The 16,746-nt window shown below is 43.5% G+C and carries 14 protein-coding genes; 1 reads left to right on the top strand and 13 read right to left on the bottom strand.

Annotated elements, in window-relative coordinates:
* Nucleotides 1-8: 8 nt before the first annotated feature.
* The 3 genes from argJ to CYCPU_RS0101880 all read right to left on the bottom strand — a co-directional run bounded on the left by argJ (nt 9) and on the right by CYCPU_RS0101880 (nt 5,028).
* Nucleotides 9-1,229, bottom strand: a complete 1,221-nt coding sequence (gene argJ, locus CYCPU_RS0101890) for a bifunctional glutamate N-acetyltransferase/amino-acid acetyltransferase ArgJ (protein WP_020161771.1) — start codon at nt 1,227-1,229, stop codon at nt 9-11.
* 93 nt (nt 1,230-1,322) lie between these two features.
* The gene (gene secA, locus CYCPU_RS0101885; protein WP_020161770.1) at nt 1,323-3,977 is read right to left on the bottom strand and encodes a preprotein translocase subunit SecA; all 2,655 of its coding nucleotides are present in this window, start codon (nt 3,975-3,977) and stop codon (nt 1,323-1,325) included.
* A 139-nt stretch (nt 3,978-4,116) separates the two neighbouring features.
* Nucleotides 4,117-5,028 carry a M23 family metallopeptidase gene (locus CYCPU_RS0101880; RefSeq protein ID WP_020161769.1) on the bottom strand — a complete coding sequence of 304 codons (912 nt, stop codon included), beginning with the start codon at nt 5,026-5,028 and terminating at the stop codon, nt 4,117-4,119.
* Between the two features lie 27 nt (nt 5,029-5,055).
* On the opposite strand from CYCPU_RS0101880, the gene CYCPU_RS0101875 reads away from it, so the two are divergent.
* On the top strand, nt 5,056-5,496 hold the full coding sequence (locus CYCPU_RS0101875) for a DciA family protein (RefSeq protein WP_016390938.1): 441 nt from the start codon (nt 5,056-5,058) through the stop codon (nt 5,494-5,496).
* Between the two features lies 1 nt (nt 5,497).
* On the opposite strand, the gene lpxC is transcribed toward CYCPU_RS0101875, so the two are convergent.
* From lpxC to murD, 10 genes are all read right to left on the bottom strand, one after another.
* Nucleotides 5,498-6,412: a UDP-3-O-acyl-N-acetylglucosamine deacetylase gene (gene lpxC, locus CYCPU_RS0101870; protein WP_016390939.1), complete on the bottom strand. Its 915-nt coding sequence runs from the start codon at nt 6,410-6,412 to the stop codon at nt 5,498-5,500.
* Nucleotides 6,413-6,572: 160 nt separating this feature from the next.
* On the bottom strand, nt 6,573-7,739 hold the full coding sequence (ftsZ, locus tag CYCPU_RS0101865) for a cell division protein FtsZ (protein ID WP_015005183.1): 1,167 nt from the start codon (nt 7,737-7,739) through the stop codon (nt 6,573-6,575).
* Nucleotides 7,740-7,788: 49 nt separating this feature from the next.
* Nucleotides 7,789-9,018, bottom strand: a complete 1,230-nt coding sequence (ftsA, locus tag CYCPU_RS0101860; protein WP_015005182.1) for a cell division protein FtsA — start codon at nt 9,016-9,018, stop codon at nt 7,789-7,791.
* 5 nt (nt 9,019-9,023) lie between these two features.
* Nucleotides 9,024-9,815 (bottom strand): cell division protein FtsQ/DivIB, encoded by a 792-nt coding sequence (locus CYCPU_RS0101855; protein ID WP_016390940.1) that lies wholly within the window; start codon nt 9,813-9,815, stop codon nt 9,024-9,026.
* Nucleotides 9,812-10,750, bottom strand: a complete 939-nt coding sequence (locus CYCPU_RS0101850; RefSeq protein ID WP_020161768.1) for a D-alanine--D-alanine ligase — start codon at nt 10,748-10,750, stop codon at nt 9,812-9,814. Before CYCPU_RS0101850 ends, CYCPU_RS0101855 begins: the two co-directional genes overlap by 4 nt.
* Complete coding sequence (murB, locus tag CYCPU_RS0101845; protein WP_015005179.1) at nt 10,747-11,649, bottom strand: UDP-N-acetylmuramate dehydrogenase; 903 nt, start codon at nt 11,647-11,649, stop codon at nt 10,747-10,749. Before murB ends, CYCPU_RS0101850 begins: the two co-directional genes overlap by 4 nt.
* A gap of 12 nt (nt 11,650-11,661) precedes the next feature.
* Nucleotides 11,662-13,116 carry a UDP-N-acetylmuramate--L-alanine ligase gene (murC, locus tag CYCPU_RS0101840; RefSeq protein WP_015005178.1) on the bottom strand — a complete coding sequence of 485 codons (1,455 nt, stop codon included), beginning with the start codon at nt 13,114-13,116 and terminating at the stop codon, nt 11,662-11,664.
* A complete protein-coding gene (murG, locus tag CYCPU_RS0101835; protein ID WP_020161766.1) occupies nt 13,113-14,174 on the bottom strand; it encodes an undecaprenyldiphospho-muramoylpentapeptide beta-N-acetylglucosaminyltransferase in 1,062 nt (353 codons plus the stop codon). The genes murC and murG overlap by 4 nt, the downstream gene beginning before the upstream one ends.
* Nucleotides 14,159-15,355 (bottom strand): putative lipid II flippase FtsW, encoded by a 1,197-nt coding sequence (gene ftsW, locus CYCPU_RS0101830; protein WP_020161765.1) that lies wholly within the window; start codon nt 15,353-15,355, stop codon nt 14,159-14,161. The genes murG and ftsW overlap by 16 nt, the downstream gene beginning before the upstream one ends.
* Nucleotides 15,352-16,737 (bottom strand): UDP-N-acetylmuramoyl-L-alanine--D-glutamate ligase, encoded by a 1,386-nt coding sequence (gene murD, locus CYCPU_RS0101825; protein ID WP_232228533.1) that lies wholly within the window; start codon nt 16,735-16,737, stop codon nt 15,352-15,354. The genes ftsW and murD overlap by 4 nt, the downstream gene beginning before the upstream one ends.
* Between the last annotated feature and the right edge of the window lie 9 nt (nt 16,738-16,746).

Raw genomic sequence — 16,746 nt, 5'->3', positions numbered from 1 at the left:
CTAATACTTTATGAGCGGTACTCAGCATTTATTTTGACGTAATCGTAAGATAAATCGCAAGTTAATACACGGGATGAACAGTCTCCTTGAGCCAGACAAATACGAACACAAATTTCTTCTTGATTCATAACCTTTTGGCCCTGCTCTTCAGTATAGTCAGCTGAACGCTTACCGGCCTTAACAATACAAATATCATTTAAGTAAATTGAAACCGCATCAACATTTATTGTTGCTATGTTCGCTCTACCTACGGCGGCTAGAATCCTCCCCCAATTAGGGTCTGAGGCAAAAAAGGCGGTTTTCACTAATGGTGAATGCGCAACCGTATAAGCCACTTCCTTTGCATCACTTGCTGTATAAGCTTGTTCAACCTGAACGTTTATTAGTTTTGTAGCGCCCTCTCCATCTCTTACAATTGCTTCGGCCAAATAACTACACAGCTGTTTTAATGCTGCTAAAAACACTGGGTACCGTTTATCACTTTGCGTCTCAATCGGCTCTATATCAGCCGCTGCGGTTGCCATTAATACGACAGCATCGTTTGTTGACGTATCACCATCTACCGAAATACTGTTAAAAGAGACATCCACAGCCTCCTTCAGCATAACCTCGAGGATTTTTCTGCCAATCGGCATGTCAGTCGCAACATAAGATAGCATCGTCGCCATATCTGGCCTTATCATGCCTGAGCCTTTTGCAATGCCCGTTATGGTGACCTCTGTGCCATCCAACTGCAATGTACGAGAGCAGCCTTTTTCACAGGTATCGGTTGTCATAATGGCTACAGCCGCTTTTTGCCAATGCTGTTCGCTTAAGGTATCTACTGCCGTTTGCAAACCACCTACAAGCTTGTCTACTGGTAACGGTTCACCAATCACTCCTGTTGAAAACGGTAATACCTGTGTTTCTTTAGCATTCACCTTGCTTGCAAGTTCTGCACAGCATGTTTGCGCTGTCAACAAACCTGCGCCGCCCAAACCAGCATTTGCATTGCCTGAATTAATCAGTAGATAACGTGGAGAGTCTTCGGCTAAATGTTTTTTAGCCACTGTAACGGGCGCTGCACAAAATTTATTTTTTGTAAAAACAGCCGCAACCTGTGTTTGCGCAGTCAGTTCAAATAGCGTTAGGTCGTCACGTACAGTTTGTGAAATACCCGCTGATGCGGTGCCAATGCGAACACCTGATATTGCTTTTAATTCTAAAGGGACAGTTCCGCCTACAGGCATGATTAAGCTCCTAATAAACAGTTATAGATATAAAGTTAAGTAGCCCTTAGACTATAAAAAGCCACCTTACTCAAACGAGCGCTTAACGTAGCCTCACAGCTTGCCGTGGCACTGTTTAAATTTCTTGCCAGAACCGCATGGGCAAGGGTCATTCCGGCCAATTTTTTTATCCGAACGTTTAAAAGGCTGTGCCTTGTCGGCTTGCTCATCGTTCTTTTCTTCACCTAAGGCATTTGCATCATCATGCTTGTATTCCATGGTTTGATGAATACGACGTTGCTCATCAACGGCTTGAACATCTTCTTCTGCACGAACTTGGACCTTTGTTACCAACTGAACAACATCTCTTTTTAATGTATCTAATAGCGATGTGAAGAGCTCAAAGGCCTCGCGTCTATATTCCTGTTTCGGATCTTTTTGTGCATAACCACGTAGATGAATACCCTGTCTTAAATGTTCCATCGCACCTAAGTGATCCCTCCACAACGAATCTAATGTTTGCAGCATCACCGATTTTTCAAAGTGCCGAAGCACCTCTGCACCTGCTAATATTTCTTTTTTTGCATAGTCATCGCTGATTGTTTTTAGGATTAGCTCGCGCAGACTGTCTTCATGCAAGCTATCATCTGTATCTAATAGCTCTTGAATATTAAGCTTGCAGGAGAACTCATCCTCAAGAGCAGCCTGTAAGCCTGCAATATCCCATTGCTCTTCGATTGATTGTGCTGGAATATACACATCAATTAATTGGTTAACGACATCTTCACGTATAGAAACAATAGTATCGGCAATATCTGATGCCTCCATAATTTCATTACGTTGATCATAAATCACTCGACGTTGATCATTCGCCACATCATCGTATTGAAGAAGTTGCTTACGAATATCGAAGTTATGCCCTTCTACTTTACGTTGAGCATTTTCAATCGCTTTACTCACCCAAGGGTGCTCAATCGACTCACCTTTTTCTAAACCCAGTTTTTGCATCAAACCAGATACACGTTCTGAGGCAAAAATTCGCATTAAGCTGTCTTCTAACGATAAGTAAAAACGACTTGCACCAGGGTCACCTTGACGCCCTGACCGGCCCCTTAGCTGATTATCTATCCGGCGCGACTCATGCCTTTCTGTACCAATTACACGGAGACCACCGGCATCTAGTACTGCCTGATGCTTTTTTTGCCATACTTCAGATGACTCGTCTTCGCTCTTGCCACCCAAAACAATATCGGTCCCTCGTCCGGCCATATTAGTCGCAATAGTGACCGCCCCTAAAGCACCGGCATTGGCAATAATTTGTGCTTCACGTTCATGCTGTTTAGCATTAAGCACCTCATGAGGCACCTTCTTCTTGGTTAGGCTGGACGATATATATTCAGAAACTTCAATAGAGGTTGTACCCACTAATACTGGCTGCTTTCGTTGGTAGCAATCTTCGATATCCTCAATAACCGCTTCGTATTTTTCTTTCGCTGTTAAATAAATAAGATCCCCGGCGTCTTCACGCGCCATCCCACGGTGTGTTGGAATAACAATAACTTCCAAACCATAAATTTGTTGAAACTCAAATGCTTCGGTGTCTGCAGTACCGGTCATTCCCGATAATTTGTCATACATCCTAAAATAATTTTGGAATGTAATAGACGCCATCGTTTGGTTTTCACTTTGAATTTTAACGCCTTCTTTTGCCTCTACTGCTTGATGAAGCCCCTCGCCCCAGCGCCGGCCCGGCATTGTTCTTCCAGTAAACTCATCAACAATAACCACTTGACCATTTTGAATAATGTAATCGACATCTTTGTGATACAGCGCACTGGCTCGTAATGCAGCATATACATGATGCATCAACCCAATATTAGTGGCATCGTATAGGCTTTCATTTTCACTTAATAGGCCGCTACTGGTCAGTAGTTCTTCAATTTTTTCATGGCCTAACTCTGTCAAAAAGACTTGTTTCGACTTCTCATCAACGGTGTACTCACCACCCTCTTGCGACTCAACCTCTTCTGTAAGGTCTTTTACCAACTCGTTAAGCTTGATATATAAATCACTTTTATCATCTGTTGGGCCTGAAATAATCAGTGGTGTTCTTGCTTCATCAATTAAGATTGAATCAACCTCATCAACGATCGCGTAATGCAGCTCACGTTGAACCTTGTCTTCGACACCAAATGCCATATTGTCTCGAAGGTAATCAAAGCCAAACTCATTATTAGTGCCGTATGTAATATCTGCTGCATAGGCTTCGCGTCGCTGTTCAGGGCTCATCGAATTGACGATCACACCCGTTGTCATGCCTAAGAAGGCGAACAACTGCCCCATCCATTGTGAATCACGTTCAGCCAAGTAATCATTCACTGTCACCATATGAACGCCCTTACCGGGCAATGCATTCAAATAGGCTGATAACGTGGCAACCAGTGTTTTACCTTCACCGGTTTTCATTTCGGCGATGCGTCCATCATGAAGCACCATCCCGCCAATTAGCTGCACATCAAAATGACGCATGCCTAAGGCGCGAACACCAGCTTCTCTAACCACTGCAAACGCTTCAACGATTAATGCGTCGAGTGTTTCACCTTGTTCAAGTCGAGCACGAAATTCATCCGTTTTCGCTTTCAACTCAGTGTCACTTAAGGCACTGATTGATGCTTCAATCTCATTAATTTTTTTAACGGTTTTTTGTTTTGCTTTTACCAACCGATCATTACGACTACCAAAAACTTTCTTTACGATATTTGAAATCATTACAAATAAACTTTAGTGTGAAACGAAAAACCAAATGATACCGCATATGGTTCACTGAAACCTGCTTTTTAGGCCCATTCAAGCCCTATTCATAACGCTTTAAATCAGAATGTAAAAGGACGTAGGAGTAAGTACTGCCTTAGCTTGAAGAATACAGGTATTTACGAGGATTCACCTTCTTACCGTTGCGCATTACTTCAAAGTGAACATGTGGCCCGGTAGAATGACCCGTTGACCCCATTTTAGCGATAACATCATTTTGTTTAACGACATCGCCTAATTTGACCACTATTTCCTTATTATGCCCATAGCGGGTGACGTACCCTGAGCCATGGTCAATTTCAATTAAATAACCATAACCGCCTTTTTTCCCCGCGTAGGTCACCAAGCCAGATGCAGCGGCTAAAACACTGGTCCCTGTCTTGCCTGCAATATCGACACCATGGTGGAATTTTTTCTTGCCAGTAAATGGATCTGCTCGGTAACCGTAATACGATGACAACCATCCTTTTGCGACTGGTAACCCTGCTGGGCGAACCTCTTTAGACAACTCTTTATTTGCCGAAAAAACACCCAATAACGTTAATTGTTTTTCGCGTAAAGATAACTGTTTATCGAGTACTTGAATATCATGCAGCAATTGGTTTTCTGTAAAACTTTCTGCTGAGTCCGGCAAATCTGCACTGCCGATAGCTGGTAATTCGTCAAAATTAAATTCTGACGCCGTTAAATTAGCCTTCTTAACAAGGTGTTCACCAACCGCATTCAGCCTCGTCAATTGTGCTTGCATTTGCCCAACTCGTAAGGCAAGGTTATCCAGCGTATTTTGAGTTTTCTCGCGCACTCTTTCCAGCTCTATTCGCTGGGTTAATAACTCTTGAGATACCTTCCCTGATTGTTCGGTTAACCTAACTTCGGTCACCGATGGCATATACCAATAAACTGCTAGTAATAGAATAAAGCTACCAAGTAACCCATAGATAACTTTTTGCTGGATCGCAGAAAAGTTGATGGTTTTCTTTTTACCTTTTGTTAACAGTATAATTTGCATATTATTTATTTTTTATCTTAACAACATATGTTTAAACAACCTTTCAAAAACAACAAGTCATCCTTGAATGGTTTACAGCATATTCAGCAAAGCTTACATCAACAAAAAACACTTCTGCGTCTTGTTCAACGATCAATAACTGAAGATTTGGCAGCTCATTGTTTGCATGTCACCGCCAGTAAAAACACGGTAATCTTATTCACCGACTCTTCTGTCTGGGCTTCAAAACTACTGTATCTACGCCAACCTATTCTAAACGCCTTATCAAATTACTTTGGTGAACGGGTTCGTACTTTAAAGGTTAAAGTGCTATCTAAGCACACAGCAAAAACACCGCTTTTGCCTAAATCGCCATCCAGTCATACATTGAAGTGTCTTACAGAAGCCAACGATTCAGAACAGGCAGACTCGTTAACCCATTCCATGAATAAACTCATCAAGACACTACAAAAAAACAAGCTATCTTAGTTTAAACACCCGCAGGTAATGGCTCTATATATGAAATAGGGAATTGGTCATCTTCTTCAAACGTTACTTCTTCCCAAGCATCCTCTTGAACCAACAACTCTCTTAATAACTTATTATTAAGCTCGTGCCCCGATTTATGGCCATGAAACTCACCAATCAAGCTATGCCCTAGTAAGTATAGGTCACCAATAGCGTCCAAAATTTTGTGTTTCACAAATTCATCTTCATAACGCAGGCCATCTTCGTTTAAGACTCTAAAATCATCGACGACAATGGCATTATCCATGCTTCCACCCAACGCTAAGTTGCGTTGACGTAACATTTCAATATCCTTCATAAAACCAAAGGTACGTGCACGGCTTATCTCTTTAACGAATGAAGTTGAAGAAAAATCAATAATCGCCTCTTGTGTACGCGATTTAAATACTGGGTGATCAAACTCAATACTAAACCCGACCTTAAAGCCTTCAAAAGGGACAAAGCTCGCCCACTTATCGCCATCCTCTACTCGGACTTCTTTTTTGATACGAATATAGCGTTTCGCTGCGTTTTGTTCTTCTATACCAGCCGATTGTAGTAAAAAGACAAACGGGCCTGCACTGCCATCCATGATCGGCACCTCAGCAGCACTTAAATCAATGTAAATATTATCAATACCCAATCCAGCGATGGCCGACAACAAGTGTTCAACAGTAGAGACTCGTACGTCACCTTGTATCAAGGTGGTTGATAATTGTGTGTCACCTACATTTTCTGCTTTTGCTGGAATAACGACTGCTTCGTCAAAATCTATTCTGCGAAAAACAATACCGGCATTGACGCCTGCAGGGCGCAACGTTAAATAAACCTTTTCGCCACTGTGTAAACCAACACCCGTAGCACGAATCACGTTTTTCAGCGTTCGTTGTTTAATCATTTAAAACTCCCAAGCAGATAAATTCAATTTATTTTTATTGTCATTATTGCGGGATATTAACACATTTTGCAATTTAACAATAAGCCATGCATTGCCACGTACTCAGTTATTTTACCGCCCTCAACACATTTCAATATCCAAGGGCGGTTCACGGTCTCAACTAATCGGCTTGCCTTCTTAAAAACGCAGGTATATCCAAATAAGCAGGGTCTAAGGTATTATCTATACCACTGGTTTTTTGATCCGCCATTTCCGCTTTTCCATCACGCATGATTGTTGGAATATCAAAATCCTCTTCCTTCAGGTCAGCCGTTTTAATGGCTTCTCTTTTCACTTGAACAATCGGCGTTGGTTCTTCAGCCACTTTTGCCTTGCCACCTAAACCAGTTGCAACAACAGTTACTCGCATTTCGTCTGACAAATCAGGATCAATAACCGTACCGACAACGACATTCGCATCATCCGATGCAAAATCTCTAATCGCTTGACCGACCTCTTCAAATTCACCTATAGACATATCTAATCCAGCCGTGATATTCACTAAAATACCGCGAGCGCCTTGTACATTGATATCTTCTAACAAGGGGCTGTGAATGGCCGCTTCTGCAGCTTCGCGTGCTCTAGATTCTCCTTTTGCATTACCTGTTCCCATCATCGCATCACCCATTTCTGACATAACAGTTCTAACGTCAGCAAAGTCGACATTAATCAAGCCAGGGCAGGTTATTAATTCTGCAATCCCTTGTACAGCGCCTAGCAAAACATCATTCGCCGCTTTAAAGGCATTTAGCAGACTCATTTCTTTGCCCAGTACGTGCAATAACTTTTCATTCGGAATAGTAATTAATGAATCAACGTGAAGTGCTAATTCCTCTATCCCTTGTTCTGCCAATAACATTCTTTTTTTGCCTTCAAATGGGAAAGGCTTAGTCACTACAGCTACTGTTAAGATACCCATTTCTTTTGCTATTTCGGCCACTATTGGCGCAGCACCTGTCCCTGTTCCACCACCCATTCCTGCTGTGATAAAGACCATATCAGAACCGACGATTACTTCTTGAATTCGCTCTCTATCTTCAATCGCTGCTTGACGGCCCACTTCAGGGTTCGCGCCTGCACCCAAGCCTTTTGTACTATTATTACCTAACTGCAATACCGTTTTAGCTGGTGTGTCTTTTAGAGCTTGCGCATCTGTGTTGGCGCAAATAAATTCCACACCATCTATTGCACTATTAACCATGTGATTCACGGCATTGCCACCGCCACCGCCAACACCAATGACTTTAATTACTGCATTTTGTGTATGTGCATCCATTAATTCAAACATATCAATTCCCCTATCTTGTTAATCTAAATACTAAAGTCTCTATTTATCGTTAAAAATTACCTTGAAACCAGCTCTTCATCTTTTCCCACATAGCTTCAAAACCATTTTTCACCTCTCCACCACTTGCCACACTATTTTGCTGCCCAAACAACAACAACCCAACACTGGTTGCATATATCGGATTACGAACCACCTCGCTTAAACCAGACACATACTGCGGATAACCCAGGCGAACGGGCATGTGGAATACCTCTTCTGCCAATTCAACCAATCCCTCTACCTTTGCACTGCCGCCCGTTAGCACAATCCCTGCGGCAACAATGTCCTCGTAGCCCGAGCGCCTCAGCTCAGCCTGTACAAGCATCATTAATTCCTCATAGCGAGGCTCAATAATTTCAGCCAAATTTCCACGTGAAATTTTTCGTGCCGGCCGATCGCCTATGCTTGGCACATCAATCATTTCGTCCTCTTGAACTAATTGAGTCAGCGCACATGCATATTTCAACTTAATTTCATCGGCATGCTGGGTAGGCGTCCGTAATGCAACAGCGATATCATTAGTAACTTGGTCTCCGGCAATTGGAATAACCGCGGTGTGGCGAATAAAGCCATCACAAAAAACTGCAATATCCGTCGTGCCACCACCAATATCAACCAAACAAACGCCCAGTTCTTTTTCATCATCCGTGAGCACCGAACTGCTCGATGCCAGCTGCTCTAAAATGATATCGCCTACTTCTAAACCACAACGCCTTACACATTTAATAATATTCTGCGCTGCACTCACTGCGCCGGTCACAATATGTACTTTTGCTTCCAGCCTGATGCCCGCCATTCCAACAGGCTCTTTAATGCCCTCTTGTCCATCGATAATGAATTCTTGTGGCATGATGTGAAGAATCTTTTGATCCGCAGGAATAACCACTGCCCTTGCCGCATCAATCACTCTCTCTATGTCTGATGGAATCACTTCGCTTTCTTTAATACCCACCACGCCACTGGAGTTCAAGCTACTGATGTGACTGCCTGCTATCCCCACAAATACTGAGTGAATTTGACACCCCGCCATCAACTCAGCCTCTTCTACAGCGCGTTGAATTGAATGCACTGTAGACTCGAGGTTAACCACCACGCCTTTTTTCAAACCTCGCGAACTATTGGTTCCGATACCGATGACATCAATCGTTCCATCTGGGGTTATTTCCCCCACAATGGCCGCCACTTTAGATGTACCTATATCTAAACCAACAATTAAATTCTTATCACTGTTTTTCTTCATTGTTCTTAGCCTTTAACTGGCTGATCCTTTTTCAATTTTAATGCGGCTATTTGCTCAACCCGGTCAGCAAATTTATAACCGTCTTTCCACTGTACGGACACCCCATTTGGGTAACGCAAATCCACCTTCGCAAGCTGATCTATCAAACTGCCTTCCAGCGATGCCAATAACCTTAATGATTTACCAATTGCCTGTTCAGGCGACTGATGACCCACACTTACTTTTATGCCATTGCTCATTACTGCCGACCAACTACCGTGCTCTGCTAAACTCAATTTGCTGACTTGAATACCCGTGCTTTTTATTGCGTTATTAACTTTTCTATATTCTTCAAGTATCGCCTGACTACTCGTCTCCACGCCTGATAAACTTGGCAATGTTTCTAAGCTTTTATCAAATACCGGTTTAAATACCTCGCCCTGTGTATTCAGCAAGGCCGTTTTATTCCAAATCGCAGCAGGCTTTTGTTCCACCAAGGTCAACACAATAGTATCTGGCCACACACGCCTAATTGTTGCTTTATTCACCCAGGGTAAGGCCGTCGCGTGTTTAACAATTTCACTGCTATTCATCGCGAAATACCCGGTATCAACTAATGCTGATAACGATGTTGAAATATCCTCAGCTGTCACATAATTTAATTCACCACCGATACGCACCTGTTTAATGGGCATCGTGCTTGGTTGCATTAACCAGCTAACGAACTGCCATACAACAATCGCTACTATTAGAGAAAGAACGCTCTTTTTAACCAACACTTCATTTTGCTGAAGCAAATCAATCATCACACTCTTCATGCCCCCTCCTTCGCAAAGCTGGTTTCCAATATCTGCCAAACTAATGTATTAAAATCAATACCTGCCTGTTTTGCGGCCATTGGGACTAAGCTGTGGTCGGTCATTCCAGGTACCGTATTTATTTCTAATAACTGCGGCTTACCTTGTGCATCTAACATTAAATCAACGCGCCCCCAACCTTCAGCAGCCAACAACTTAAAGGCTTTAATCGATAAGTGTTGTAAGGCTTGTTCTTGTTCAGCAGTTAGCCCACAGGGGCAATGGTATTGAGTTGTTTCTGCCTGATATTTCGCTTCGTAATCATAAAACTCATTAGGGGTTTCCAATCTAATCACTGGCAACGCTTTATCTGCTAGTACAGCCACGGTGTACTCTGCTCCTTCAACCCACTGCTCTGCCATAACATCACAGGTAAATTTCATTGCTTTTTTATACGCTTCACGAAGCTGCTCTATGGTATTTGCTTTTGCCATCCCCAAACTAGAGCCTTCTAGCGCTGGTTTAACCATGACTGGAAAACCTAGCGCAACTACGCATGCATCTATATCGGATTCTTTTTCTAGCACCATCCATTTTGGTGTTGGAAGCCCAGCACCCAGCCAACAGTTTTTTGTTCTTAACTTATCCATGCCCAATGCAGACCCCAATACACCACTCCCTGTGTAGGGAATGCCAATTAGTTCTAAAGCACCTTGCAATTGGCCATCTTCTCCACCACGCCCGTGCATAATATTAAAAACACGGTCTATACCTTTTTCTTTTAACTCCATGATGTCAGAGGCTGCCGTATCAAACTTAATCGCATCAACCCCCTGTGATTTAAGGGCCGACAAAACGGCCTCACCACTTAATAATGAAATGTCACGCTCAGCAGCATGCCCACCCATTGCCACAGCAACCTTGCCAAAAGATTTAGCGGATTGAATAGTGCTCATTGCGCCTTTTCCTCACCGATAATACGAACTTCTGTTTCAAGCAAAACACCCTGATTTTTATGCACCTGACCTTTGACATATTCAATGAGACGTTCAATGTCCTTAGCCGTGGCATGACCTGTATTTAATATAAAGTTCGAATGTTTCTCTGATACTTGCGCACCGCCAATTCGATAACCTTTCAAGCCTGTTATTTCAACTAAATGCGCCGCATGGTCTCCTTCAGGGTTTTTGAAAACAGATCCACCGCTAGGAACATTTGTAGGTTGTGTTTGTGAACGTTTAGCCAATAACTGACGTATTTTTTCACGACTTTCTTTATTGCCACCTTGAGGAATATCTAAATAACACGCTACAAACCACTCATCATCAGCCAGTGATACTGAGCGATAGCCCACGTCAAAATCATCCGCATCGCGTACTATTAAATCCCCGTGCCGATTCAACAAAACAACCTTACTAACTAACGCCCATGTTTCACCACCAAATGCACCAGCATTCATAGCTAACGCACCACCCATTGTGCCGGGAATACCGGCTAAAAACTCCGCCCCAGACAAGCCTTTTTCTGCAGCTAGTTTAGCCACCAAAGCACACGGCACACCTGCTTCAACTTTAAGCATTCCGTCAGCCAATTGTTCCATCTGTTTTAAACAACCTCGTGTATAAATGACTGAGCCGCGCACGCCACCATCACGAATTAATACATTACTACCCAAACCCAACCAAAGTACTGGCTCGCCAGCTGGTAGCGACTTCAAATATTGTTGTGCGTCCTCTATACCTGCTGGTTTATATAACCGATCTGCAATACCACCCACACGCCATGATGTATAACGAGCCAAGGGCTCCTTCTCCATCAAGCATCCTGTTAATTGGTGAGTATTTTTCATCATCATATGCATAAGCCCCTAGGTCGTTTGCCCAAGGTCGCTTAGAGTATTTAACTGTTTTTCTAACTTTGCAGATGCGGCACCAATATCTCCGGCCCCAGAAGTCACCACAATGTCATTGGCTAATAAAACGCCATCTAAAACATCGGGGAGTTGCTGAATATCCTTGACGAATACAGGAATAATTTTTCCTCGTTGCCGAATGGCCTTACTCAAGGCTGCCCCATCAGAACCAGCAATTGGTTTTTCACCAGCAGCAAACACGTCAAGTAATACCAATACATCCACCTCATTTAACACATCGACAAAATCTTCAAACATATCGTGTGTTCTAGAGTAACGGTGTGGTTGAAAAACCAAAACCAAGCGCTTGTCTGACCAGCCTTCACGCACAGCTTTAATGGTGGCGATAACTTCACGAGGGTGATGCCCATAGTCATCAACCAATAAAGCTGAACCACCTTCTCGCTTTATTTCGCCATTCACTTGGAAGCGTCGTCCAACACCCTTAAAGTGATTCAGGCCAGATGCAATCGCCTCATCAGATACGCCCAACTCACTGGCCACTGCAATTGCCGCCAGAGCATTTAAAACATTATGTTTACCCGGCATATTCAAGGTTAACGGTAACTGCCCCTTATTACCCAAACGCTTTAAATTAAAATGTGTTCGAAAGCCTTCTTGTTTTACATTCAACGCCTGAAAATCTGCCGCTTGATCAATGCCATAACTCAAAATAGGTTTGCCAATCGATGGCGCCAATTCGCGTATATTCTCATCATCAACACACATCACCGCTAAACCATAAAATGGCAATTGATGTAAAAACGACTGAAAGGCATCTTTCACTTGCTGAAAATCGCCACCGTATGTACTCATATGGTCTTCATCAATATTGGTGACCACTGCAATCATGGGTTGAAGGTGTAAAAATGACGCATCACTTTCATCTGCTTCTGCAACCAAGTAATGGCTTTCACCCAGTTTTGCATTTGACCCTGCACTGTTTAACAAACCACCAATCACAAAGGTAGGGTCCAGTTGCCCCTCTGTCATCAGCACTGCCAATAGACTAGTTGTTGTGGTTTTTCCATGCGTACCGGCAATTGCAATACCAAACCTAAACCGCATCAATTCCGCAAGCATTTCAGCGCGCGGAATAACCGGCACACGTTGCTCTTTCGCAGCAACAACTTCTGCATTGTCTTTTTGAACCGCTGTTGAGGTTACCACTACATCGCAATCGTCTACATTCTCGGCCATGTGCCCGATGTAAATGGTCGCACCTTGGTTCGCTAATCGCTCAGTTACTTTACTATTACGAATATCTGACCCTGATACCTCATAGCCAAGGTTGATCAACACTTCGGCTATGCCACTCATTCCCGCACCACCAATGCCGATAAAATGAATACGCTTAAGTTTGCCAAAACCTAAGTGCGCTGAATAATGTTTATGCGTATTGGGCATCATAAAGCCACCTCCAAACAAGCATTAGCAACTAATTCTGTTGCCTCTGGTTTTGCTAACGACCGTGCTTTTTTACGCATATCTGATAATTGATTTTCATTAGTAAGCAAGGCCTTTAATGTTTCTGACAGGTTCTGTGATGTCAGTGTCGACTGCGGCATCAACACAGCCGCCTCTGCATCTGCTAAGTAGGCTGCATTTTTAGTTTGATGATCATCTATGGCATGCGGCAGTGGTACAAGAATGGAAGGTAAGCCCATTATTGCTAACTCAGAAATGGTCATTGCTCCTGCCCTACAAATCACAATATCAGCCCATTGATATACTTGCTTCATATCCGCAATAAACTCTCGAATATCTGCTGCAACACCCGCCTCACCATATTTTTCTCTGGCAATCTGTATGGTCGCTTTGCCTGCCTGATGAATAACGTTAACGCTTAAACTAGCCTGTAGGCTTTGTAATGCCTCAGGCACCACCTCATTCAATACCGATGCACCCAAGCTACCACCAACGACTAAAATATTTGTGTTTTTCTTTAGCTCACCCACCGAGCTGCCTAACAACTCTTTTCTAACTGGGTTACCTGTAAAGATAGCGCCTGTCTGTTCATCAAAACTATTTGGAAAGGCTTCTAATACCCGCTTAGCCAACTTTTTTAACAAACGATTTGTTGTACCTGGCACCCGGTTTTGTTCATGTATAACCAGCGGCGTTTTGTGTAACCAAGCCATCAAACCACCAGGGCCTGAGGCAAAACCACCCAGCCCTAATATCACATCGGGTTGACGACGACGAATGATGTTAGCGGCCTGATAGCAGGCTTTTAACAACATTATTGGCGCTAGCAATAAGCTCAGCAGACCTTTGCCTCGCAAACCGGATACGCTTAACCAGTCAATTTCAATACCGGCTTCCGGCACTACTGTTGCTTCAATGCCCTTTTTGGTGCCTAACCAGCTAACCATGTGTCCAGCATTCTGTAAGTAATCTGCCACAGCCAAGGCTGGAAAGACGTGCCCACCTGTGCCACCCGCCATAATCATTATGCGTAATGCCATGCCGCGCCCCCTTTCAATTGAGACATGTACTGTTGTTGTGTTTCATGGTAAATACGGCACAACAAACCCACGACCATGCACATTACAATCATGCTACTGCCACCATAGCTCATTAAAGGCAAGGTTAACCCTTTCGTCGGTAACACACCCATATTTACAGCAATATTTACAAACGATTGCAGGCCAATCCAGACACCTAAACCGTAAGCTAATAATGAATAAAATCTTAGGTTTAATCGCTCTGCGGCCTTACCTATTTGAAAAGCACGCCATAGCAATAAACCAAATAACAAAATCACCACACTAGACCCTATAAAACCCAATTCTTCACTGAGAACCGCAAAAATAAAATCGGTATGCGCTTCTGGTAAATAAAACAACTTTTGGATACTACTACCTAGCCCTACCCCAAACCATTCACCACGTCCCATTGCAATAAGCGATTGAACCAGCTGAAACCCCGAACCTAAGTGATCTGCCCAAGGATCCATGAAAGCTGTCACTCGTTCCATTCTGTAAGTTGAAGAAGCAATCGCCAGTACACCTAATACAACCCCCATCAACACAAGGGTCAAAAACTCTATAAGGCGTGCACCCCCTAAAAACATCATGCACATCACACTAAAGCCAATAACAAACGTTGCACCAAAATCAGGCTCAGCCAACAACAAACCGAACACCACACCTAGCGGTAGCATAGGGCGTATTACCCCTTTGATAGACTCGCGGACAACATGAACATGACGCGTTAAAAAACCTGCCATATAAACAATACAAACAAGCTTTACAATTTCTGAGACTTGAAGCCGAGCTACGCCCAAATTAATCCAGCGGTAACTACCATTTACCTTCACGCCGATACCCGGAATAAACACCAAGACCAGTAGGGCGATCGCTACCAAAATTAGGTTAGGCCCACTTTGCTCCCATGCCGATAATGGAACATTGGCCATGACAAACGCCAAGATCAAACCCACAACAATATGTGCCGCCTGACGTGCAGGGTAATGCCAAATATTGTCGAACACTCTTTCGCCAATGTGTAATGAAGCCGACACCACCATCACATAACCAATGCAAAGCAAACTCATCGCCGCAAATAACATCCAGCCATCTAAATAGTAACGGCCGCGTCTTGCCACTCGTGAAGACTCTCCTACGCTTAACATCGCAGCACTCATCGTTCTAACGCCTCCACAGCCGCCATAAAATGCTCACCACGTTGCTGATAACTTGCAAATTGGTCCAGCGATGCACAAGCAGGCGACAATAATACTGTGTCTCCAGATACTGCATGCTCAGCGGCTAGTTGAACCGCTTTTTCGATATTAGCAACCAATTCACAAGGTATTGACCCAACCGCTTCTTGCTGAAACCTTTTAGCATCACGCCCAAGCAATATGACCAATGAAACATTTGACTGAATACTCTGCTTTAACAAACTAAAGTCAGCGCCTTTTCCATCACCGCCAGCAATTAGAATAATCGGAGCAGGCAAACCATTTAGCGCCGCTAAACAGGCTCCTGGGTTGGTGGCTTTAGAATCATTTATCCATGTAACACCCTTTAACTCAGTCACCCATTGCGTTCGATGACTAAGGCCTGAAAACTCTCTTAATGCTATTTGTTGAGCCGCTACTGGAATCTTTAGCGCATCGGCCATCGCCATCGCAGCTAGAGCATTTTGAATATTATGTGTGCCTTTAATTTTTAACTCAGCAACTTGCAAAATAGGCTCACTACCTTTTGACAACCATTCTGCGCCGTCCACCGATAGCAGACCATAATGATCACCATTAGGCTGATCCAAGCCAAATGAAACACCTTGACGTTCCGATGGTAATACCAATGCGTTAACCATCTCGTCTTGACGGTTAAAAACCGCCACGCCCTCACCAAAAAAGATTCGTTGTTTCGCATCACAATAAGCCACCACGCTGCGATAACGATCCATATGGTCATCACTAATGTTCAGCAGCGCCGCCACATCAGCTTTAAGCTGAGAGGTTCTTTCAAGCTGAAAACTAGATAGTTCTAAAACATACAAGTCGGCCGTTTTCTCGGTTAACAAATCTAAAGCCGGTGTCCCTAGGTTTCCACCGACTCGAACATCCCATTGAGCTTTTTCAGCCATCTGGCCCAATAAGGTTGTCACGGTACTTTTTCCATTTGAACCAGTAATACCTACAACAGGCGCATCTACACACACCGCGAAAAGGTCTATATCACCAAACACAGGCACACCACGTTCTGATGCTGCTTGAATTTCTTGCTCCTCCAACGTCACCCCAGGACTCACAATAATATGCGTCGCTGCTTCAAAAAAATCATGATCAAAACCGCCAGTAAACACAGCAATATCTCGAAATGATTCTTCAACCACATCTAAACCAGGCGGAGTTTCACGGCTATCAACCACAGCCACTTCAATATGATTTTGTTGCAGGAATCTAATCACCGATAAACCGGTCACGCCCAGACCCACAACAAGTACACGCACGCCATCTTGATCCAAGCCCAAACGGGCTAAACCTAAACGTTGATAGTGAAAATCATTTTGCATCAGTGCTTC

This window comes from Cycloclasticus pugetii PS-1, from assembly GCF_000384415.1.
In the GTDB taxonomy this organism is placed as follows: Bacteria; Pseudomonadota; Gammaproteobacteria; order Methylococcales; family Cycloclasticaceae; genus Cycloclasticus; species Cycloclasticus pugetii.
This window is presented reverse-complemented; position numbering and strand designations above follow the sequence as displayed.